The sequence below is a fragment of the Microcystis protocystis FBCC-A270 genome, from assembly GCF_050500235.1.
In the GTDB taxonomy this organism is placed as follows: domain Bacteria; phylum Cyanobacteriota; class Cyanobacteriia; order Cyanobacteriales; family Microcystaceae; genus Microcystis; species Microcystis ichthyoblabe_A.
In genome coordinates this window covers 4,698,593-4,721,607 of the sequence record NZ_CP191407.1, presented here as the reverse complement: position 1 = coordinate 4,721,607, position 23,015 = coordinate 4,698,593, and the positions used below count along the sequence as shown (strand labels likewise).

The following is a 23,015-nucleotide window of genomic DNA, read 5'->3' as shown; positions in this document are numbered from 1 at the left end:
TTACTCTCTCCCATAGGTAATCATGTTAGAAAACATCTCCCTAAGCGGTCTATCAATTCGTCGTCACATAGGAGTATTGATGTTAACTATAGCAGTTATCATCATCGGTCTTTTTTTTCTAAATCGTTTACAAGTAGATTTGCTTCCTTCTATCACTTATCCTCGCATTAGTTTAAGGATGAATGTCCCGGGAGTTTCCCCGGAAGTTATTCTCGAAGAAGTAACTAAACCCCTAGAAGAAGGAATGAGTGCCACCGAGGGAGTAGTGCAAGTTTATTCAGAAACTCGCGAGGGAAGGATGCGAGTAGATTTATTTTTTCAACCGGGGGGAGATTTAAATGTCGCTTTAAATGAAGCTACCGAAAGTTTTAATCGTGTCCGACAAAATTTACCCGATATTATTGAGGAACCGCGCTTAAACAAATTTGAACCCTCTCGTTTACCCGTCTATGAATTTGCTCTCGTTTCTGATACCCTACCCCTAAAAGATTTAAGATTATTTGCTGATGAAGAATTAGGGAGAGAATTAGGATTTGTGGGAGGAGTTGCAGTGGTGGACGTGATTGGGGGAGTTAGAGAAGAAATTCAAGTTAATATTGACCTGCAGCGATTACAATCTTTAGGAGTGGGATTAAATCAGGTTTTAGACACCCTAAAAAGACGCAATCAGGACATCTCTGGGGGCCGACTAGAGGGAGAAACTGGGGAACCTTTAACCCGTGCGGTGGGGAAATTTAAAAACGTAGCGGATATCCAAGATTTAGCACTGACCGATAGTAATAATCCCGAAGAAAAAATCTATCTGCGGGATGTGGCCAGAGTTATCGATGGGACAGAAGAACAAAGAATTTTTGTCACCCTAAATGGAAAAAATGCCGTCAGGGTTAGCGTCCAAAAACAACCGAATGCGAACACGATTGCTGTGGTAGAAGGGGTCAAAAAACGCATTACAGAATTAAAAAAATCCGGGTTAATGACCGGGGGAATACAAGTCGTCCCCACTAGCGATGAGTCTGTATTTATCCAAAATGCGGTTAATAACGTGGTTTCTTCGGGACTAGCGGGGACAATTCTAGCAGGATTGACTGTATTCGTCTTTCTCGGTTCCCTGCGACAGACTTTTATCATTACCCTAGCGATTCCTCTTTCTACCCTCGTCGCAATCATCTGTATGAAGTTATTCGGGTTATCGATAAATGTGTTTAGTTTGGGAGGATTGGCCCTAGGGGTGGGTATCGTGGTGGATAATTCCATCGTCATGCTGGAAAATATTGCCCTCAAAGTTAATCAAAACCAAAATAAGCGAGATTTTTTAGAAATTGCCCGGAATAGCAGCCAAGAGGTAGAATCTGCTTTATTGGCCTCCACTGCGACTAATCTCGTCTCTATCCTGCCATTTTTATTACTGGGTGGTTTTATCTCCCTGCTGTTTAACGAGATTATCCTCACTATCAGTTTTGCTGTGGCTGCTTCTCTCCTGTGTGCGTTAACCGTTGTTCCCATGTTAGCCAGTCGTTTGTTAAATATGCGGTTTTCTAGTGGTATTCAGCGATTTTGGCTCTTAAAAGTCTTTAGTCAACGTCTAGAAGCTTTAACCATCCTCTACGGTCGTTTTTTAGCTAAAATCATCCGCTACAGAATACCTGTTATCCTGCTGGCCTTTTTAATTTTAGGGGGAAGTAGTTTCTATCTCTGGCAATATATCCCCCAGGAAGTCTTTAGTCGTATTCAAACCGGACAGGTGAACGTTTTTGCTCAATTTCCTCCTGGTACCAATTTAAATACTAACCGTCAGGTGATGCGGGAAGTAGAAAAGATTTTATTATCACAACCAGAGACTAAGTACGTTTTTACTACCAGTGGCGGTTCTCTTTTTGGCACAACTACCAATGAAAATATTTTGCGTGCTTCTAGTACGATTAATCTCAAACAAGGCACTAATACAGAAGCATATATCGAACGCATGAGCAAAGCACTAGAGCAATTAAACCTCGTTAACGTGCGTTTGCGTCTCACTCCCGGTCAAGTGCGCGGTATTATTCTTAATAACTCTCCCTCCGTTGGTGCTGACGTGGATGTGATGTTACAGGGACCCGATGGGAACACTTTAGAGCAAGCTGGTGAAGAAATCCTCAGTATTCTCGATGAAAAAGTCCCTAGTGCGCGTTTTCGTGCCGATGCTGACCCCAGACAACCGGAAATCCAGATTAAACCCGATTGGACCCGCTTAAATAGTTTGGGATTGAGTACCCTGGAAGTGGGACAAACGCTACGGACCGCTATTCAAGGATCAATCCCCACCCAACTGCAACGGGGAGAAAGATTAATCGATATCCGAGTGCAATTGGACCCCAACTCGCGGCAAAAAATTAGTGACATCTCACAAATACCTATTTTTGTCAATAGGCAAGAAGACTTAAAATTAGCAGATATCGCTAGGATTGAAGGGGGAAAAACCCCAGCAGTCATCCAGAGAATTAATCAGCGTCAAGTTTTTATTATTATCGGCAGTTTAGTCGAGGGTGCGAAATTAAGTGACGCACTCGCGGGGGTACAATCGCTTTTAAATTCCACTCCCTTACCCGATGGTATCAGCATTTTACCCAGTGCTGCTGCCATCTCTAATCAAGAAATTCAGGGTTCTTTGGGTTTATTAGCGGGTTTATCGGTATTTTTAGTCTTTGTAGTCATGGCCGTCCAGTATAACTCGCTCATAGACCCTTTGGTGATTATGTTAACCGTTCCTTTGGCCCTAGCGGGGGGAATTTTTGGACTATATTTGACCAAAACCCCGATTAATGCCATTGTCATCGTCGGGGTGGTGTTATTGGTGGGCATTGTGGTTAATAACGGGATTATTATGGTGGAATTAGCCAATCAATTGCGGCAAGAATTCGGTTTTACTCGACTACAAGCTATTTTAAAGGCCGCTCCCCAACGTTTACGACCGATTTTAATGACTACCGTGACCACGGTTTTAGGTTTATTTCCCCTCGCTTTAGGATTAGGAGAGGGGGGAGAATTCCTGCAACCTTTAGGAATTGTCGTTTTTTCGGGTTTGTCTTTAGCAACTCTGTTAACTCTGTTTATTATTCCCTGTTTTTACGTTTTATTCTCTAGAAAATAATCCCCCTGCACAGTGGGAAGTGGGGAAGTGGGGAAGTGAGGAAGTGGGGTGTGGGGTGTGGGCTTCGGCCGTGAGCTCAGCTTAAAATGAGGCTTTTGACCTGTTAAAATCCGATGTTCATGCTGCGAAAATCGGATTGGGACTCTCAAAAACCTTGCATTATCCTTCTTTTAGTACATAAACTGGTACAAAAAGAGAGGGCAACAAAGCCTCAAACGACCGACGACCGGCTCCTGACTCCTAACCCCACCAACAAACTTTTTGCCGCAAACCCTAGTTATTTCCCATGACAATGAGGAGGATCGATAACATTGGCAAAAATTGCCCAAAGTACCATGAGCGGCATCGGCAACAAACAGATTAGCCATTGATGACCGGTTAGGGTCGCCGTTGCAAACAGACTGTTCATCACCCCCCATTGACTAAACAAAATTTGTAGGACAACAGCAGCCACAATCCCCAAAATTAGGATCGGTGCATTAGTAATCGAGGTTGACTGACCACGCAGGTAGTCCACTAGGCTCATCCCTAATTGGCTGATACTGAGCAGATAGATAACCCGTGCTGCCACAAGGGATTGAATTGCCATTGTGCGGGCAACGGCAATATCTCCTGTGGTCGATTTAGCCCACTCAAACATACCAAAAATCAGAATCCAGTTAAACAATGAAACAGCCAAAATTCGGCGCAATAGTTTTTTGGTGATCAAAGGTTCATTGGGATTGCGTGGTGGTGACTGCATAATGCCGGGGGATTTTGCTTCAAAGGCCAGGGGAACAGTCATCGTGACCGAGTTGATCATGTTCAACCAGAGTACTTGTAGGGAGAGGATGGGTAAATCTCGCGCCAGTAAAGTACTGATCAGAATGGTCATCGATTCGCCACCATTGACAGGTAAGAGAAAAGATATCGCTTTGCGTAAATTTTGATAAACGGTGCGTCCTTCTTCGACAGCGGCCTTGATCGAGGCAAAGTTATCATCAGTGAGGAGCATATCAGCAGATTCCCTGGCGACTTCCGTTCCCCCTTTCCCCATGGCAATGCCGATATCGGCCTGCTTGAGAGCCGGCGCATCATTGACACCATCGCCGGTCATCGCCACGATTTCCCCTTGAGACTGGAGTACTTCCACCAGTTGCAGTTTTTGGGTAGGGGCAACCCTGGCAAATACCGATCCATCGACCACCGCTTGGGCCAGTTGATGATTATCCATTTGCGCTAATTGTTTTCCCTCAAATGCTAAGACTTGTGCTGCCGTTTTAATGCCCATCCGTTCCGCGGTCGCCCGCGCCGTGACAAGATGATCACCAGTAATCATCTTGACCCGAATCCCGGCAGTTTGACAGGCATGAACGGCAGCGATCGCCTCTGGACGAGGCGGGTCAATCATGCCCTGTAATCCTAGAAACACCAAGCCTGTTTCGATATCCTCATGGTCGATAGAATGCTGATGGGTCGCGGCTGCTTTTTTGGCGAAGGCAAGCACCCGTAAACCCTGCTCTGCCATCGTTTCTACCGCTTGCTCGATCTGTTGGGCGTTCAGCGCGGTCATCTGACCATAGCGATCGATCATCTGGGAACAACGACGCATCAGCGACTCAACCGATCCCTTGACATAGATCAGACGAGGTATCCCATCATGCAGGGTTGCCATGTATTGGTACTCAGATTCAAAGGGAATTGCATCCAATCGTGGGGTTAAAGACAATAGCCCCAATTGACTGAGACCTGCTTTGGCAGCGGCCGCAATCAGCGCCCCTTCCGTAGGATCCCCCACCACTGACCAATCTTCTCCCCTTTGTTTTAGCCCGGAGTCATTACAAAGCAAACCAGCTACCAGACAATCCCCCAGGGCCGGCGGTAATTCCTCTGCAAATGGGCTGCTGGGGTTGCCATCGGTAATCAGACTAATTTCGCCCTTGGGACTATAGCCACCACCACTAACGGCGTAATATTGCCCTTCAGTATAAATCGACTGTACAGTCATTTGATTTTCGGTCAGGGTTCCAGTTTTGTCGGAACAAATGACGGTCGCACTCCCCAATGCTTCCACTGCGGGCAGTTTACGAATAATCGCATTGCGACGGGCCATGCGGTTGACCCCAATGGCCAAGGTAATCGTTACCACTGCCGGCAGCCCTTCTGGAATCGCACTCACTGCGAGGGCAACGGCAGCTTCAAACATATCGATCCAAGATTTCCCCCGTCCTAACCCGATGGCAAAGGTCAAGGTTGCTAGGGTCAAAATTGCGTAGAGTAGGGTGCGGCTAAATTGGGCAAATTTACGGGTCAGGGGTGTGCTAAGGCTGACTCGGCTTTCCATCGACTGGGAAATCTGCCCCACTTCGGTGGCGTTGGCCGTAGAGACAACGATCCCTTTGCCCTGTCCAAAGGTAACGAAACTCCCTGCGTAGGCCATGTTTGTCCTTTCTGCTAGGGGCGTATCCCCGGGTAAGGGTTCGATCGCTTTTGACCCGGGCAAGGATTCCCCGGTCAGGGCAGACTCATCCACCTGCAAATTGCGGACTTTCAGCAGCCTCAAGTCCGCCGGTACTTTATCCCCCGATGCCAATAAAACGATATCTCCCGGCACCAAATCCCGAGATGGAATCCGCAGGGTTTGTCCCTCTCGCAACACGGTCGCTTCTGTGGTTACGGCTTTGGCTAGGGAAGCGATCGCACCTTCCGCCTTAGCTTCCTGCACATAGCCAATAATGGCATTGATCAGGGTAACTCCCCAAATCACCGAGGCATTCGTCCAAGACCCTAAAAATGCCTTAATAGTACCCGCAAGCAGGAGAATATAGAGTAGTGGCTGATGAAATTGCCCCAAAAATCTCAACCAAGCTGGTTTCCCCGGCTTAAATCGCAGTTCATTCTGGCCATATTTTTCGTAGCGACTGGCCACTTCTTCTGCTGATAAGCCCGCTGACCCATCGCTGGTCAAGTATTCAATCACCTCTGGTTGAGAAAGTTGATGATATAAGGGCAACGATAATTGGACTGGCATCATGCTCGACCATATTTAGGGTTTGCGGCAAAAAGTTTTTCCTGGGGACAGGGTGTGGGGAAGTGGGGAAGCTGTCTCATCACCCTATCACCCCAAAACCCTATCACCCTATTTCCTGACGACCGACGACCTTAAGCTCTCGTCTTATTTTGGTAATAGTCGCGGGTTCCCTTGGCATCTAGGGCTTCACCGAGACGATCAATGGCGTGGGCGTAGGCGGCGGTACGCAGAGATATATCGAATTCCTGGGCGAAAGACCAGACTTTTTCGGCTTCTGTCACCATTCTTTCTTTTAAGCGCTCATTTATCTCGTTTAATTGCCAATAAAGACCGCTGCGATTTTGCACCCATTCAAAATAACTCACCGTTACCCCACCCGCGTTAACCAAAATATCGGGGAAAACGAGAATTCCTTTTGAGTCTAAAATGCGATCGGCTTCTGAGGTAGTCGGACCGTTGGCCACTTCAAAGATATATTTTGCCCGCACGCGATCGGCATTTTCGGCGGTAATTTGGTTTTCTAGGGCAGCCGGAATCAAAACATCCACATCTAGGGCTAATAATTCCTCATTACTAATCGCCTCGTGTTCTACGATATTACACACAGTACCCTCACAGTAAATAGCAGTAATTCCGCGATGTTCCTGTTTATACTCACGAATACTGGCAATATCTAGGCCTTTTTCCCGATAAATGCCGCCCTGGGAATCACTTACCGCCACCACTTGATAACCGGCTTTGGCGAGGAGATCCGCTACTACAGCCCCAGCGTTACCGAATCCTTGGACGGCTACGGTAGTATTAGCGGGTTTTTTATCTAATTTCGGCAAAAGAGAGTTAATAACATGAAAAGCCCCCGTTCCCGTCGCCGTATCGCGGCCGCGACTGCCTCCCATGGTTAAAGGTTTCCCCGTCACCACCGCCGGACTAATTTTACGCTGAATGATGCTGTACTGGTCCATCATCCAACCCATGATCATCTCGTTGGTATAGACATCGGGGGCAAGAATATCGACATCGGGACCGATAAAGTCGGCTATACCCTCGATATAGCCCCGGCTAAGGCGTTCTAACTCGGCTTTTGACAATTCTTTCGGATTTAGGGTAATGCCGCCCTTAGCCCCACCAAAGGGCAAATCCAGCAGGGCGCATTTAAAGGTCATCCAAAAGGCCAGGGACTGCACCTCATCAATGCTGACGTTGGGATGATAGCGCACACCCCCCTTGCCGGGGCCGCGGGTGTCATCGTAGCGGACGCGGTAGCCTTGGAAGATTCTTAAAGTGCCGTTGTCCATACGGACGGGTATGGAGACGCTAAGACTAGCTTTGGGATATTTTAACCGCTCGATCGCATCATCGGAAATGGAGACATACTTAAGGGCCCGTTCTAAGCGACTGCTGGCATCGGTAAAGAGTGATTTCGACATGATTTTTTTTCCCCTATCTATCCCCATTAGAACAGGTCAAAACCGTATATTTCACTACAGTTTATTTTTCTTAATTAACCATGGGCGGGAATTGCCTACCAGTGTTCTCAAACAAGGTTAGTGTTGAGTTAACTTCAGTGAGTAAGAGATTTTCTGGTACATCATCCACCAAGAGGATGCGATCGCTTAATTCCATTTAATTTTAATTGTCAACGATACAAAGATGAAATGTAACCTAATTTGCCATCGACCACCGACCACCGATGCTTGATAGCTAAAAAGCTGACGGCTGACGAATGTTACGATTGTTACAACATCTTGACATTAATTCTGATACCCTGACAATGTGTCAATCTGTGCAGTAATGGGGCAGAAACTCAAGTGGTATCGATCCATATTTCTATTGTTGAGGGCAACCCGCACTTGCGATCGCTATTAGCTTGGCATCTGCAACAGGCCGGCTATTTGGTCAATCAATCAGCAAACCTGCAAAGTGCGCGTCAAGCTTTCCTTCACCGTCAACCAACCTTAGCAATTATCGATTCCGACTTACCCGACGGGGATGGAATCGAACTCTGCCGTTGGCTTTATCAACAAAAACATTCTCTAATACTGATTCTCTCGGCCCGCAATGGCGAAAAAGATGTGGTCAATGGTTTAAAAGCCGGGGCCGACGACTACCTGAAAAAGCCCTTTGGAATGCAAGAATTTATGGCTAGGGTAGAAGTGTTAACCCGTCGTTTAGGCGGTAGGGCTGCTCCCCTACACTTGGATTATGGACAATTAAAAATAGATTTAGCCCAAAGACGGGTACAATTTCGCGGGGAGTATATCGAATTAACGCCCCAAGAATTTAGCCTACTCTACGTTTTAGCCCAAGCGGAGGGAACACCCCTATCAAGAGCCGATTTACTGCGTCGCGCTTGGCCCGAGGAAATCGATAACCCCCGGACAATTGATACTCATGTTCTCTCTCTGCGGAAAAAAATCGAAACCGATCCCAGACAACCTAATTTAATTCAAACCGTCCGCAACGTCGGCTATCGTTTCAATCTAGAAATGTTGGCCGAGATCAATTCAGCTTTAGAAGCTAATATTATTGCTTCCACCAAAGGCAATCATAACGGTCATTCCATGAGTAAAATCCCCGCTCACAATGTTAGTCGTTAATTCTGGCTTTGTCCGACTGATTAGCAGATTTTTGGCTGAAATCGTCTCCTAAGCACTGAATGAAGCAAGGAGACGAAGGGCAAATTAAACCATAGTCACCATTGACCGATCCGCTTGTTGCTGAAATTCCCTCAATAAACGCCGGAATTCGTCGCCGTCAATGGTTTCCTGTTCAATCAGTATCTCCACCAAGCGATCAATCGCCATACGATTGTCAAGGATAAGTTTTGTTGCTAAATCGTGGCATTGCTTGACAAGTTCCCGCACTTGTGCATCAATTTTCGCCATCATCGCGAAAGAATGGTCGGCATGATAACCAGCGCCAGCACCACCGAGATAGGAATTACCATCCTCCTCTAGGGCAATCAATCCCAATTCCGACATTCCCAGACGCGTTACCATCTGTCGGGCCAGATAGGTAATTTTTTCAATATCATTACCAGCACCGGTGGTCACTTCATCCTCACCGAAGACACATTCCTCCGCCACCCGTCCCCCTAATAATCCCGCAATTCGGGCCAACAACTGGGAACGACTGGTTAAACCCTGTTCTTCATCGGGAGTGAACCAAGTTAACCCCTGCGCTTGACCCCGGGGAATCAGGGTGACTTTTTCCACTTGATCGTGGCCAGGACAGAGAGTACCGACAATCGCATGGCCAACTTCATGATAGGCGATCAAACGCTTGGCTTTACTATCCACTAAAGCACGCCCTTCCATACCGGCCACAATCCGATCAATCGCATCGTTGACCTCCTCCATCGTAATCGCCTCTTTGCGCCGTCTGGCAGTAAAAATCGCCGCTTCGTTGAGCATATTCGCCAAATCTGCCCCAGTAAAACCGGGGGTGCGCCTGGCGATCGCCTCCAGAGCCACATCAGCAGCCACCTTTTTATCGCGAGAATGGACCTCCAAAATGGCCAAACGTCCCTTAGAATCTGGATAATCCACCACCACCTGTCGGTCAAAACGACCCGGACGCAGCAAGGCCGAATCCAAAACATCAGGCCTGTTGGTGGCGGCAATGACGATAATGCCAGTATTGACCTCAAAACCGTCCATTTCCGTCAATAATTGGTTCAGGGTTTGTTCCCGTTCATCATTACCTCCCCCATAACCGATCCCTCGTTGACGACCAACGGCATCAATTTCATCGATAAAAACCAAACAAGGGGCATTTTCCTGGGCTTTTCGGAACAAATCTCGCACTCGCGACGCACCAACCCCGACGAACATCTCCACAAATTCCGACCCGGAGATGCTGAAAAAAGGTACTCCCGCCTCTCCTGCGATCGCTTTAGCCAGTAAAGTTTTTCCCGTCCCCGGAGGACCAATTAACAGGACTCCTTTGGGGATTTTCGCACCAATAGCCGTAAATTTTTCCGGTTGTTTGAGGAATGTTACCACTTCCTCTAGATCTTCCTTGGCCTCATCCACACCGGCCACATCATTGAATTCTATGCCAGTTTTCGCCTCCATCTGAAACCGCGCCCTTGATTTACCGAAGTTCATCGCTTGACCGGAAGCATTGGCAGAACGACGGATAATAAACACCAATAATCCCAAGACGATAATAATCACTAACAGGTTAGTGAGAACATTGATCAAGGCCGAATTGTCAGTGGTGGGGAGAATACCATACTCAATTTTTTTAGCATCGAGTTTCTTGATTAATTCGGGATTTTGGTCAAATAAATTAACTTCTTTCGGGGTATCCTTATCCGTTTGACCGACGAGGGTAACTGCTGCCTGCTGCAAAGAAGGATTGATTTCCACCTTTTTTACCTTGCCTTGCTCGATTTTCTCTAACAATTCACCGTAGGTGAGGGTATTTGGGTTTTTTTGACTCCAAGCAGGATTGACATGGCCAAAGGTTTGCAGAATCATCCAAGTGCTGACAATCCCTTTCCATACTGGCCGATGACCACGATTCTTAGCTGACTTGGCTCTAACTACGGTGAGCGGAGATTTTTGATCCATAATTGACTCTATATCTAGTTACCCTGTATTCATTGTGACAGATCGACTTGATCGTGACCACTGTTCTGTTTTTCCCCGGCAAGACCCTGAGGGCAAATAGTGATGACGGTTTTTTGCTATACTGTATTCAGCTAGGTGGTCTAACAACTGCCTATCCCAATCACTAACAGTTTAGGGAAGTGGGTTTCGCCCGCTTTTTTTATTGTCTAAATCATGACCCATCCGCTCATCCCCGACCTGCTGCACCTAGCCACCCCTATCGCTGAAAACTTGGGGCTAGAAGTGGTCGATATCGTTTTCCAAACCAATAAAAGGCCTCCCGTCCTGCGCGTTGATATTCGCAATCTTGCGGGAGATACTGGTTTAGAGGACTGTGAGCAGATGAGTCGGTCTTTAGAAACCGCCCTCGACAGTCAAGAAATCTTACCCGGTGCCTACGTTTTGGAAATATCTAGCCCCGGCATTTCTCGACAACTGAGCAGTGAGCGTGAATTTCAGTCTTTTAAAGGTTTTCCCGTCATCATTACCGGCCAAGATAGCCAGGGAAAACCAAAAGAATGGCGCGGAAAACTGCAAGGTAGAGATGAGCAATCTATTTATCTTAACCAAAAGGGTCGCGCCCTGACCATCGATCGCACTACCGTCATCAGCGTCCGTTTAGATGAGCAGCGCAATAATCAGTAAACAGTAAACAATAATCAGGGATAAAGATGAAGATAACTAACTAACTAACTAACTAACTGATTAACTTAAAACTTACATCTGATAACTGATACAAGGCTGACAGATAAAAAACTAATAACTCAAAAGTAAGGAGAAAAAATAATTATGGCTACCGTTAATTTGCCCGGTTTAAAAATAATGCTCGAAGAAATTAGCCAACGACATAATCTGCCCAAAAATGCCGTACAGGAAGCCTTGCGTGAAGCCCTGATCAAGGGTTACGAACGTTATCGACGCGCCCAAAGTTTAGAAAAAGCCGCTCAATTTCATGAAGATTATTTCAATAACTTTGATGTGGAATTAGACGTAGAAGAAGAAGGGTTTCGCATCCTTTCTACTAAAACTATTGTGGAAGAAGTGACCAATCCCGACCATCACATCGGTCTCAAAGAGGTGCAGGAAGTGGCCGATGAAGCCCAATTAGGGGATGAAGTAGTTCTTGATGTCACCCCCGACCAAAGAGAATTTGGTCGCATGGCGGCGATTCAAACTAAACAGGTTTTACTGCAAAAACTGCGGGATAACCAACGCAAAATGATTCAAGAGGAGTTCCAAGATCTGGAAGGAACCGTTTTACAGGCCCGGGTCGTCCGTTTTGAAAGACAGGCCGCCATTGTCATGGTACAAAGTACCTACGGTCAACCGGAAGTGGAAGCAGAACTACCCAAACGGGAACAGCTGCCCAACGATAACTATCGCGCCAACGCCACCTTTAAAGTTCTGCTCAAAAAAGTCTTGGAAGGTTCTCAACGCGGCCCGCAATTAATTGTTTCCAGAGCGGCGGCAGGCTTGGTAGTATATTTGTTCGCCAACGAAGTTCCCGAAATCGAGGAGGAAATCGTGCGTATTGTCGCCGTCGCCCGGGAAGCTAATCCCCCCTCCCGTCACGTTGGTTCGCGGACAAAAATCGCCGTCGATACCCTAGAAAGAGACGTGGATCCGGTTGGGGCCTGTATTGGGGCCAGAGGTTCGCGGATTCAAGCCGTGGTGAACGAATTGCGGGGCGAAAAAATCGACGTGATTCGCTGGTCTCCAGATCCCGCCACCTACATCGCCAATGCCCTTAGTCCCGCCCGTATTGACCAAGTTTTGTTCACTAATGCCGAAGAAAGACAAGCATTGGTACTGGTGGCCCAGGATCAATTAAGTTTAGCGATTGGCAAAGAAGGGCAGAACGTGCGTTTAGCCGCCCGTCTGACTGGCTGGAAAATCGATATTAAGGATATCGCCCTGTATAAAGGAGAACAAGAGGTAAAAACCGATGAAACCGACCCAGAAGCGCAGGATTTAGACCAAGAATGAACCCCTTCGTCAATTATCGACGCTGTATTAGCTGCCGTCTCTTCGCCCCGAAGGAATCCTTTTGGCGAATTGTCCGACTACACCCATCCGGACAGATACAATTAGATCAAGGCATGGGAAGAGCGGCCTATATCTGTCCGCAACCTAACTGCCTACAACTGGCCCGGCAAAAAAATCGTCTCGGACGGGCCCTAAAAGCCAATATTCCCGAAACGCTCTATGAATCCTTGCAAGAGCGCATCGGGACTGCCAAACAAGGTCGTCCAAATCAGGATTAAAATTGACGATCATAGCCACAAAATCGTTACCATGGAAAGGGGGCAGTCCTGACAGGATCAAAAAATCAGCCAACTTATAGGATCACTAACACTTTAGCCGGGGGATAATGGATGAGTAACGCGAAAGTCAGAATTTACGATTTATCAAAAGAATTGAATCTAGACAACAAAGACATTTTGGACATCTGTGACCAGTTGAACATCGAGTACAAGAGCCACAGTAGCACGATCAGCGAAGAGGATGCCCAACGCATCAAGGCAATTGCTGCGAAGGGAGTTGTTTCGAGTACCAGCAAAAATAGCACGGGTCAGCGAGAATCGGTTAGTCCTACCGAAGAAAAAAAACAAAAGATTTTAGCCCTGCATAAACACAACCGCCCCGAAACTGGCGAAGAAGGGGAAATCTATCCCGGACCTGCCGGTTCCTCAGCTAAACCGACTTTAATCAGTCCTCCCCGTCCCCCAGTTAAACCCCTCGTTGCTGCCCCAGGGCGCGACGGTGCGGCCGAAAAAACTCCCCCCACCGCTGCACAGATGCCATCTCAGTCCGCCAGTGTTAAAGAAACCCCGACCGAAACCCCGCTAGTGCCAGAAGTATCCCCCAGCTTAATCGCCCCACCTAATCGACCCTCCCTCACCCCGAAACCACGCCCGGGCATCGCCTCGGGCCGGCCAGAACCCCGATCTAAAAATGCCGCCGGCAGTAACGACAGGCCGCGGGGAGAAAAACGCGAGCGCGGCGAGAGTGAAAACGCCCCTAGTCCTGAGCGCAGGGTTAGCTTGGCTAAACCAGAAAAACCGACCCTCAACCGCAAACCCGACGGAAAAAGCCCGAAACTGGCGGAACCAGCTAGAGAAGTGCGGGAGACGGTGGAATTGAAGCGCCCGGTTCGCCCCGGTATGCCCGCTAAAATCTCGGCTACTGGCGAGGAAGAAACCGACACCACCAAGAAATCCGGTGTTGATGGCACAGAAATCGATACAGATACCGGATTGCTCGGAGCAGACGGGCCCAAAAAACTCAAACGACCGACCATGCCCCTTCGCATGGCCAAAAAATCTAGCTGGGAAGAAGAAGAAGAAGAAGAGAAAAAAGCGGCCAAAACCGCCAAAACTGCTGGCAAAAACAAACGCCGCACCCAAGCTCTCTTTGAAGATGACGATGATCTAGAATCGGAACTATCCGGGTTAATCAATAGCCCCAGTTTTACCCTTTCCACCGCTCGTCCCCCCAAACCGCCCAGCGCTAAAGCTGCCACCCCCAGCACCCCAACAGCAGTCAAAGTTAAGCGGCCCAGTAAACCAACCGCCCACACCAGCAGCCCGAAAAGCGAGCGTCAAGAACCCCAAGAGGAAAAACGCCCGGAAAGCATCGTCATCACCGGCAGTCTCACCGTGCGCGACCTCTCGGAATTGATGAAAGTCCCGGAAACCGAGATCATCAGAACCCTATTTTTTAAAGGGATGGCGGTTAATATCACCCAAACTCTCGACGTGGACACGATCGAAATGATCGCCAGGGACTTCGAGATGACCGTGGAAACCCCCAGCACCCAGTCGGCGGCGATCAAAACCACGGAGATGATCGATGTCTCCGACTGGGAAAGTCTCCAGCGTCGTCCCCCCGTCGTCACCATTATGGGTCACGTTGACCACGGTAAAACCACCCTCCTCGACTCGATCCGCAAAACCAAAGTCGCCCAAGGAGAAGCCGGCGGCATCACCCAGCACATCGGCGCTTACCACGTCGATGTGGAACATAACGGCAAACCGGAACAGATTGTCTTTTTGGATACCCCCGGTCACGAAGCTTTTACCGCCATGCGGGCCCGTGGGGCGAGAGTCACCGATATAGCGGTGCTGGTGGTGGCCGCCGATGATGGTGTACAACCCCAAACGAAAGAGGCAATTAGTCACGCCAGGGCCGCCGAAGTCCCCATCGTGGTGGCGATTAACAAAGTCGATAAACCTTCGGCTAACCCCGACCGAATTAAACAGGAATTGACCGAACAGGGACTGGTGGCCGAAGATTGGGGCGGTGAGACGATCATGGTTCCCGTTAGCGCCCTGCGGGGTGAAAATCTCGATAATCTGCTGGAAATGATTCTCTTGGTGGCAGAAGTAGAGGAACTGGTTGCTAACCCCGATCGCTTGGCTAAGGGAACCGTGATCGAAGCTAACCTCGATCGCACCAAAGGTCCCGTGGCTACCCTGCTCGTCCAGAATGGCACTCTCCGCGTCGGTGATAGCATCGTCGCTGGTTCGGTTTTCGGCAAAATTCGGGCGATGATCGATGATCGCGGCCAAAAAGTCGAAGCGGCCACCCCCTCCTTTGCCGTGGAAATCCTCGGTCTTAGTGATGTTCCGGCCGCCGGCGATGAGTTCGATGTCTATGAAAGTGAAAAAGAGGCCCGATCGATCGCTGATCAACGGGCGATCGAACAACGCAACACCCGTTTACAACAGGCCCTCTCCTCCCGTCGCGTTAGCCTTAGCACCCTCTCTATCCAAGCTCAAGAAGGACAACTCAAGGAACTTAATCTCATCCTCAAGGCAGATGTGCAAGGTTCCGTCGAGGCCATCCTCGGTGCGCTCAAACAGTTACCCCAAAACGAAGTACAGATTCGGGTTCTCCTCGCCTCTCCGGGGGAAATCACCGAAACCGATGTGGATCTGGCCGCCGCTAGTGGTGCGGTGGTGGTAGGCTTTAATACCACCCTTGCCAGTGGTGCGCGCGCATCCGCCGATCGGGAAGGAGTTGATATCCGCGATTACAATATCATCTACAAGCTTCTCGATGATATTCAAGGGGCGATGGAAGGTCTTCTCGACCCCGAAGAAGTGGAAGAACACCTCGGTTTTGCCGAAGTGCGGGCCGTCTTCACCGTCGGTCGTGGGGCCGTGGCCGGTTGTTATGTCCAATCCGGTAAACTGGTGCGGAATCGCTTCCTGCGCGTGCGTCGCGGCAAGGAAATTGTTTATCAGGGGGTTCTTGATTCCCTCAAACGGATGAAGGAAGATGCCCGAGAAGTGGCCACCGGTTTCGAGTGCGGTGTCGGTGTTTCTAAATTCAATGACTGGAAAGAAGGCGACATTATCGAAGCCTACGAAATGGTCATGAAACGTCGCACTTTATCCAGTTAATTACACTTGAACCGTCGGGAGTCGGGAGTCAGTTATCAGTTATCAGTTATCAGTTATCAGTCATAATTCCCCCACTCCCCCACTCCCCCATCTCCCCACTTCATAATTCATAATTCATAATTTATAATTTATAATTCTCATTTCCCTCTATGAAATCAGAACCTTTTTTGTGGATTCATCTGGCAGGGTTAGCGGCTTTGCCAATCTTTTTACAAATCGCTTGGATTGGTTTAGCTGTGGGCGATCCCTTGCCTTTTCTTTGGCTAGAATGGCTATTTCTGGGAGCGATCGCTATTATTCCCGTCTTTTGGATGCAGTGGACAAAACCTTTTGATATCTTTAGTCTTTTGTTGGTCGCCCTGAAACCGAGTCAACTCACCCCCGAACAGTTAAAAATTCTCTCTCTTTTTCAACGTCCTCGCCATCGTCTTCTGACTCTTTTGGGAGTCGTCCTCTTAATTCTCATCGCTTGGCCTATCTATAATTTTGCCCCTCTAGCGGCTGCCGTGGCCGCCTATCTCCCCCAATGGCGGCTTTTAGGTTTAGTCATTGCTGCGATCGCTCTCCTCTTAAGTCACCTATTTCTACAGGTTCCTCTGAGTGTTCTGGGGGTTTTAGCCACTAAAGAAAGTGATTGGACAGCGACCGAAGCTTTAGTTATTGAGCGCATTCCTGAGTTATTTACCATTTTTGGTCTAAAAGTTAATAAAATTATCTAAATTAGCCAAAATGCCGACAATTTCGCCTAAGAATGCAGGATAGATCGCCCGTTTAAGGGTTGAATATTCCTCGCATTACGGGGCAAAATTGCGGCCAATTGTTGCAGTTGTTGGGGAGAAATTTTGATCGTATTTTGCCAGACTAACCAGAGAACATCCTCGCTACAGGGAGGAGTGGACAAAGACCCCTGATATTCATAGAAACCGCTATTTTCCGGCAGTAAAAGCCCGACATTGACCCAAGTATCGGGGATAATCATTTCAGGAGAAGGTTCTTGGGGCAAATAATCCCAAATGGTTTGTAAATAGGGATTAAAAGCACCAATTTCGGCTAAGATGCCCACAACCGCTAAATTTCCCTTCCCATTTCGATGCACTAAATGAATTTCTAGAGGGAAAGACTGACCTTTAATCTGATGTTCGCTGGGGTGATGAAAATGGAACTGCAATAAATCCCAGTTTTCGCCGTGAAAACTCATGTTTCCAACTTTTTCGGCCTGAACCAAGATTGTATGACCGTTATGGCGAATTTTTAGGGGTATAGGACGATAATTAAAGGTGGGTTGGTATAGCTCTTTTTCAGTCACTATACTCAGATTGATCGGTGTTTGTTGCTTTCCCGTGGTGCAGAGGCGATAATTCGTTGATAATTCGCCCCAATGGTCAATATTTTGATAATTCCAAGTAAATTCTGGATTAATAGCCCCAAAAAGAGCATGAGAGCCTATAAATTGCAGTAATTCTCGTCTATACATGGGATTAAATTCAGCACATTTCGACACATTTCGACAAGCTCAATGTAAAAGCTCAATGTAAAAGCTCAATGTAAAAGCTCAATGTAAAGGCTCAGTGACCACATTCTTTACATTGACGTTTGGGTTTTCCATTATGAGTAGAACCATTCTTGATCGTATGGTGAGAACCACAATTAGGACAGGGGAATAGAGGTGAACTAGGGGGGGATTTTGTTCGGTGCTAGACTGATATTTGAGTAAGCCAGACAGGAGCCAGAAAAAGATATTTATCAGAAAAGTCATGTTCAAGCTAGAGGTTTAAAGACTGATCGGGTTCCAATTATTTTTATTAACAAATATTCTACACAATTCATACCAGATAAGCAAGAGGGCTACGGCACTACTACCGAATCATTACCCTCATTTTATCTGACTGTGATCGCTTTTACTTTTGATATTCTGATGGGAGAATGAAACAGCCCTACCCCCGACGGTGGGTTTGGGGGGTTCTACCCCCCAAAGGCTTGCATTGAATGATAAAATCGGAAGTAATGACCAACTTTAGAAGATAGTTTCCCTTTAAAAATCCCAACTCAGTAGATTTACAAAAATGAGATGCACCCAATTAGACAATTATTCTTGATCCACTGTCCTATAATGACAGAAAGAGTATTTTTGAATTGTATTTGTTCTTAACTGTACCCCACATTTCGACAAGCTCAATGTAAAATAATCTCCCTCCTGATAATCTTCTCATCACCTTACTTTATGTCAAACCTAATCCTTTTCTGGCATCGTCGCGATTTACGTCTCTCGGATAATATTGGACTGAGTAAAGCTAGGGAGCGTAGTCCGAAAATCATCGGGGTTTTCTGCCTCGATCCTGCTATTTTAGAAGGGGATGATATCGCCCCTGCTAGAGTTGCCTATCTGCTCGGTTGTCTAGAGGAATTAGAAAAAAATTATCGCCAAAAAGGTAGTCAATTAGTGATTATTCGCGGCAACCCCAGTCAAACACTCGTCAACTTAGCCAGCGATTTATCGGCAAAAGCAGTTTTTTTTAACCTCGATATCGAACCCTACGCGCGTCAACGGGATCAACAGGTAATCGCCGCTTTACAAACAAAAGGAATTGAAGTAGAAACCTTCTGGGATCAACTTCTCCACGCTCCAGGACAAGTCCTCACCCTCTCAAAAAGTCCCTACACCGTATATACTCCTTTTTGGAAAAATTGGAGCCAATTAGCCAAAGCCAGCCCCAAAACCCTAGAAAACCTGCAAGGATTAGACGAAAATGAGGGGGAGAAACTCGCAGAAACTATTAACTTACCAACCCTAGAAAATTTAGGTTTTACCTGGCAAAACCCCTTACCCCTCACCCCCGGAGAAAAAGCCGCCGATAGCAGATTAGAAGAATTTTGTCAAGGGGTTATTAACAATTATCAAGAAGATCGTAACTTCCCCGCTTTCGATGGCACCTCGCGCTTGAGTGCCGCTTTAAAATTTGGGGCGATTGGCATTCGCACAATTTGGACCGCAACCCTAGAGTTATTAGAAAATTGCCGCGCCGAGGAAGCAAAAGATAGTATTATCACTTGGCAGCAAGAGTTAGCTTGGCGGGAATTTTACCAGCATTGTCTCTATTTTTTCCCAGAATTGGCGGTCGGTGCTTATAGAAAAGAATTTCGTCATTTTCCTTGGCAGGATAACGAAGAACATTTTCAAGCTTGGTGCCAGGGAAAAACCGGCTATCCGATCGTTGATGCGGCGATGCGACAATTAAATGAAACGGGATGGATGCACAATCGTTGTCGCATGATTGTGGCGAGTTTTTTAACCAAAGATTTAATTATTAACTGGCAAAAAGGCGAAAAATACTTCATGCAGAAACTTTTTGATGGCGATTTAGCCGCTAATAATGGTGGTTGGCAGTGGAGTGCCTCTAGTGGCATGGATCCGAAACCTTTAAGAATTTTTAATCCCGCTAGTCAGACACAAAAATTCGATCCAGAAGGGGAATATATTCGTCAATGGTTGCCGGAATTAGCTTCCGTAGATACGGAATATTTAGTAACCGGGAAAATCCCCCGTTTAGAAAGACATCGTTGTGGTTATCCTGAGCCAATTGTCGATCATAATCAACAACAAAAAGAGTTCAAACGACTCTATAGTAATCAGAAGCCAAAACAATAACTAGGGTTTGCATCAAAAAGTTTTTCGTGGGGACAGGGTGTGGGGTGTGGGGTGTGGGGTGTGGGGTGTGGGGTTTTACCGATTTTGAGGGGGTCAATTACCTAATTTTTAGGGAAAAAGTCCCGGAATTTTCCCCCCGCTCACTCCCATATCCGGTACTTTTTGATTGACAAAAAGTATAAAAGCCTTACCCAACAAGGTTTTTAGATTTATTCAGCCAACCCTAACTAAAGCGACGGTAAAACTAGCTACTTTTGACCGGCTTTAATCTGGTTCCAAACATCCTCTAAACTTAGATATAACACAGGCACAACAATTAAACTCAACAGGGAAGAAGTGACTAAACCTCCCACAATTACCATCGCCATGGGTTGCCGCAATTCCGCACCAGTACCCAATCCCAAAGCGATCGGAATCATGCCTAAAATTGTCGAACAAGTGGTCATTAAAATCGGTCTTAACCTAATCATTCCCGTTTCTAAAACCGCTTCCTCCCGACTCCAACCCTGTTGACGCAATTGGTTAGTATAATCCAGCAATAACACAGCGTTTTTATCCAGTAATCCCAAGAGGAAAATAAACCCGATCAGAGAAATCATACTAAACTCACTACCCGTTACCAATAACCCCAACATTGCCCCCACAATCGCTAAAGGTAAACATAAAGCGATGACGATAGTTTCTAGCAGTCTTCTGAATAATAGCCATAAAACTCCTAACATTAAAATTGTCGCTAGGATTAAAGTGCGACCAAAACTGCCCAAAACATCGCTACTTTGAGAAGAAGTACCCCAACGCTGTAAAGTTATCCCTTCCGGTAAAGGAATCCCTTCAATTTTAATCGCCGCATCTTCTAATCCTAAATCGGGACTGAGATTAGCACTGAGAAAAATCGCCTGTTGACCATTTAAACGCTCGATCGCCAAAAAATCCCCCCGCTCATTTAATCTAGATGATAGGGAAATATCCTTCAAACCGGCGATTTTAGCAGCCTCAACCCGCAATTTCTCGGCACTATCGCGCAATAGCTGCAAATTATCGCTTTTAATCGCAATTTGGATCGGCTTTTCCGCTTCCGTTTGCACAAAAGGAATGTCCTCGATACTGACATTCACCCCTCTAATTGGCGGTAAAATTTGCCGAATCCGTTGCTGCACGGCACTGGTGTGAGATTTACGATCGCTCTTCAGTGTAACGTGAATTTTGCCCCGATTCGGCTCACCGCGTAAACCGGCGATCATAAAAGTCGATTCCACTTCCCCATCCCGCAAAATTGGCGCTTCTAATTTGCTGCCATCGCGGATAGTGCGACGCAAAAGAAAACTTTCGGGAGAACTCGCTAACTGGGAAATCCAAGCGAAACTATCACTATAACTCTTAGCCGTCGGTTTATTAGGGCTAATTTGCGTTATTTTCGGCAAAGGAGACGTATAAACCAGATTAAACTCGCCGCGATCGAGTCGGGGAATAAATCCCCTAGAAATAAAAGGAATTAGGGCAATACCCGCAAAAAAGGTAATTAGGGCAATAGCAATGACCAGCAAACGATGACGCAGTGACCAGTTTAAGAGCCGTCGATAGGCATTCTCAACCGGTCGCTTTTGTTTCGTCATTTTTGCCTGTGACTGCGGTTTCAGCCAATATACTGCCAAAACGGGCGATAAAGTTCGGGCGATCAACAGAGAAAAAATCACCGCAGCCGAGACAGTTAAACCGAAAGGTTGAAAAAACTGTCCCACCGCACCCCCCATAAAAGCCACGGGTATAAACACCGCAACAATGGTTAAAGTGGAAGCAGTCACAGCTAATCCGATCTCCCTTGTCCCCTTGAGTGCCGCATTTTTCGGGGTTTCCCCCGCGTCGATTAAACGGGAAATATTCTCCACATCGACGATCGCATCATCCACGACAATGCCAATCACTAAAGCGAGAGCCAGCAGTGTCAGGGTTTCCAGATTAAACCCATAGATGGCCATGATAATGAAAGTCCCCAAAAGAGATAGGGGGATAACCAGAGCAGAAATGATTGTAGCGGCGAAACTGCCTAAAAATATCAAGATCACCAGCACCGACAGCAAAACTGCCAAAAGTAAATCATCGATCGTGCCTTGTAGGGCAGCGCGAATATATTCCGCTTGGGTTTCAGCTAAAATTATCTTGACATCGGGCAGTTTTTGTGCTATGTCTTTAACCAGTTTTTCTGCGACCGCGGCCAGATCGAGACTATTGGCGGCACCTTTTTTGATTACCTGCACTGCGATTGCTTCTTGGCCATTAAAGCGTACCAGCGTGGGTAATGGTCGGGTTAAGCTTTTATGGGGATTATCTTCCCTAACTGTACCTTGACCGAGTAAATTAACTTTAGCCGTACCTGGGAGAGCTTTTAAGGGCGGAATTAAATTATCTTGGGCGATTTGGCTTAATTCTTCTAGATTTTTCTGCTCACTCACCAGCGCATAGGTGACTGTTGCCGACTCATTTAAATCAACGGGGATAACTTCTGTGGTAGCTTGAGGGGGTAAAGGGACTTGCGAGATAGCCTGTTTAACTGCTGCGGTGGCCTTGTCTAAATTTGTGCCAATTTTAAAGAAAACGCTGATTACTGACTGTCCGGGGGCAGTAGTCGAAGAAATATCACGACGACCGGGGAGAGAGAAAAGAGGATTTTCTAGGGGTTTAGTTAATTGCTGTTCCGTGGTGATAGCAGTAGCTAAATCCGCTTGAGCGTTAATTATGACGACTGGAAAGCTGATATCTGGGAAAAGCGCGTATTTTAAGGAACTAAAAGCCAAAATTCCCGCCACGGCCACCGCTAACCAGAAAGCAATGGTTAACCTCGGGGCATTAATCGCTATTCGAGAGATATTCAGACGTTCTCGCCATGATTCTTTCATCTTTGTTGAATAAGTGGGGTGTGGGGTGTGGGGTGTGGGGTGTGGGGAGAATAAATAAAATAATCTCCTGAATCCTGACTCCTGAATCCTGACTCGGAGACTCCTAACCCAATGGTAGATGTTGGATTTTTGCAGAAGTTCTATTTTCCGACAAAGATAAGCAAAAATTATTTATTGACTGCAAAAACTTGAGAATATTTAAATTAACATTCCGCAATATTTATAAATTCTTAAGAATTAATTGAGAAAGATTTTTATTTAACAACGACTTTATCATGGTTACAGCGATTTGATAGAATTTCATAGTGGGTTAT

13 protein-coding genes and 1 pseudogene are annotated in these 23,015 nt (G+C 46.9%); 8 read left to right on the top strand and 6 right to left on the bottom strand.

Annotation, left to right across the window (positions count from 1 at the left end; translation table 11 throughout):
• The first annotated feature begins 22 nt into the window (after positions 1-22).
• Complete coding sequence (locus tag ACQY1X_RS23090) at positions 23-3,127, top strand: efflux RND transporter permease subunit (RefSeq protein ID WP_430015186.1); 3,105 nt, start codon at positions 23-25, stop codon at positions 3,125-3,127.
• Between the two features lie 277 nt (positions 3,128-3,404).
• On the opposite strand, the gene ACQY1X_RS23085 is transcribed toward ACQY1X_RS23090, so the two are convergent.
• Both ACQY1X_RS23085 and ACQY1X_RS23080 read right to left on the bottom strand, forming a co-directional pair.
• A complete protein-coding gene (locus ACQY1X_RS23085; protein WP_430015752.1) occupies positions 3,405-6,137 on the bottom strand; it encodes a cation-transporting P-type ATPase in 2,733 nt (910 codons plus the stop codon).
• Between the two features lie 131 nt (positions 6,138-6,268).
• A complete protein-coding gene (locus ACQY1X_RS23080; protein WP_002739113.1) occupies positions 6,269-7,564 on the bottom strand; it encodes a Glu/Leu/Phe/Val family dehydrogenase in 1,296 nt (431 codons plus the stop codon).
• Positions 7,565-7,945: 381 nt separating this feature from the next.
• On the opposite strand from ACQY1X_RS23080, the gene ACQY1X_RS23075 reads away from it, so the two are divergent.
• Entirely contained in the window at positions 7,946-8,734 is a 789-nt protein-coding gene (locus tag ACQY1X_RS23075) for a response regulator transcription factor (RefSeq protein WP_002739319.1), read from the top strand.
• An 84-nt stretch (positions 8,735-8,818) separates the two neighbouring features.
• On the opposite strand, the gene ftsH is transcribed toward ACQY1X_RS23075, so the two are convergent.
• Positions 8,819-10,714 (bottom strand): ATP-dependent zinc metalloprotease FtsH, encoded by a 1,896-nt coding sequence (gene ftsH, locus ACQY1X_RS23070; RefSeq protein WP_149107547.1) that lies wholly within the window; start codon positions 10,712-10,714, stop codon positions 8,819-8,821.
• Between the two features lie 213 nt (positions 10,715-10,927).
• On the opposite strand from ftsH, the gene rimP reads away from it, so the two are divergent.
• The 5 genes from rimP (at position 10,928) to ACQY1X_RS23045 (ending at position 16,880) form a co-directional block, all read left to right on the top strand.
• On the top strand, positions 10,928-11,398 hold the full coding sequence (gene rimP / locus ACQY1X_RS23065; RefSeq protein ID WP_002756173.1) for a ribosome maturation factor RimP: 471 nt from the start codon (positions 10,928-10,930) through the stop codon (positions 11,396-11,398).
• A 144-nt stretch (positions 11,399-11,542) separates the two neighbouring features.
• Positions 11,543-12,739, top strand: coding sequence for a transcription termination factor NusA (gene nusA / locus ACQY1X_RS23060; protein WP_002738721.1), 1,197 nt, complete (start codon positions 11,543-11,545; stop codon positions 12,737-12,739).
• The gene (locus ACQY1X_RS23055) at positions 12,736-13,017 is read left to right on the top strand and encodes a YlxR family protein (protein ID WP_024970683.1); all 282 of its coding nucleotides are present in this window, start codon (positions 12,736-12,738) and stop codon (positions 13,015-13,017) included. Before nusA ends, ACQY1X_RS23055 begins: the two co-directional genes overlap by 4 nt.
• A gap of 111 nt (positions 13,018-13,128) precedes the next feature.
• The gene (infB, locus tag ACQY1X_RS23050) at positions 13,129-16,161 is read left to right on the top strand and encodes a translation initiation factor IF-2 (RefSeq protein WP_430015185.1); all 3,033 of its coding nucleotides are present in this window, start codon (positions 13,129-13,131) and stop codon (positions 16,159-16,161) included.
• A 149-nt stretch (positions 16,162-16,310) separates the two neighbouring features.
• Positions 16,311-16,880: a low-complexity tail membrane protein gene (locus ACQY1X_RS23045; protein ID WP_002738450.1), complete on the top strand. Its 570-nt coding sequence runs from the start codon at positions 16,311-16,313 to the stop codon at positions 16,878-16,880.
• A gap of 26 nt (positions 16,881-16,906) precedes the next feature.
• Here the strand turns inward: ACQY1X_RS23045 and ACQY1X_RS23040 are convergent, their stop codons facing one another.
• Both ACQY1X_RS23040 and ACQY1X_RS23035 read right to left on the bottom strand, forming a co-directional pair.
• Positions 16,907-17,635, bottom strand: coding sequence for a carbonic anhydrase (locus ACQY1X_RS23040; protein WP_069474752.1), 729 nt, complete (start codon positions 17,633-17,635; stop codon positions 16,907-16,909).
• Positions 17,636-17,732: 97 nt separating this feature from the next.
• Positions 17,733-17,917: pseudogene (locus ACQY1X_RS23035) on the bottom strand (IS1/IS1595 family N-terminal zinc-binding domain-containing protein); the annotation flags it as partial.
• Between the two features lie 465 nt (positions 17,918-18,382).
• Between ACQY1X_RS23035 and ACQY1X_RS23030 the strand changes: the two are divergent.
• On the top strand, positions 18,383-19,807 hold the full coding sequence (locus tag ACQY1X_RS23030; RefSeq protein ID WP_430015184.1) for an FAD-binding domain-containing protein: 1,425 nt from the start codon (positions 18,383-18,385) through the stop codon (positions 19,805-19,807).
• A gap of 248 nt (positions 19,808-20,055) precedes the next feature.
• Here ACQY1X_RS23030 and ACQY1X_RS23025 read toward each other — a convergent pair whose 3' ends face one another.
• Positions 20,056-22,701, bottom strand: a complete 2,646-nt coding sequence (locus ACQY1X_RS23025; RefSeq protein WP_430015183.1) for an efflux RND transporter permease subunit — start codon at positions 22,699-22,701, stop codon at positions 20,056-20,058.
• Positions 22,702-23,015: the final 314 nt, after the last annotated feature.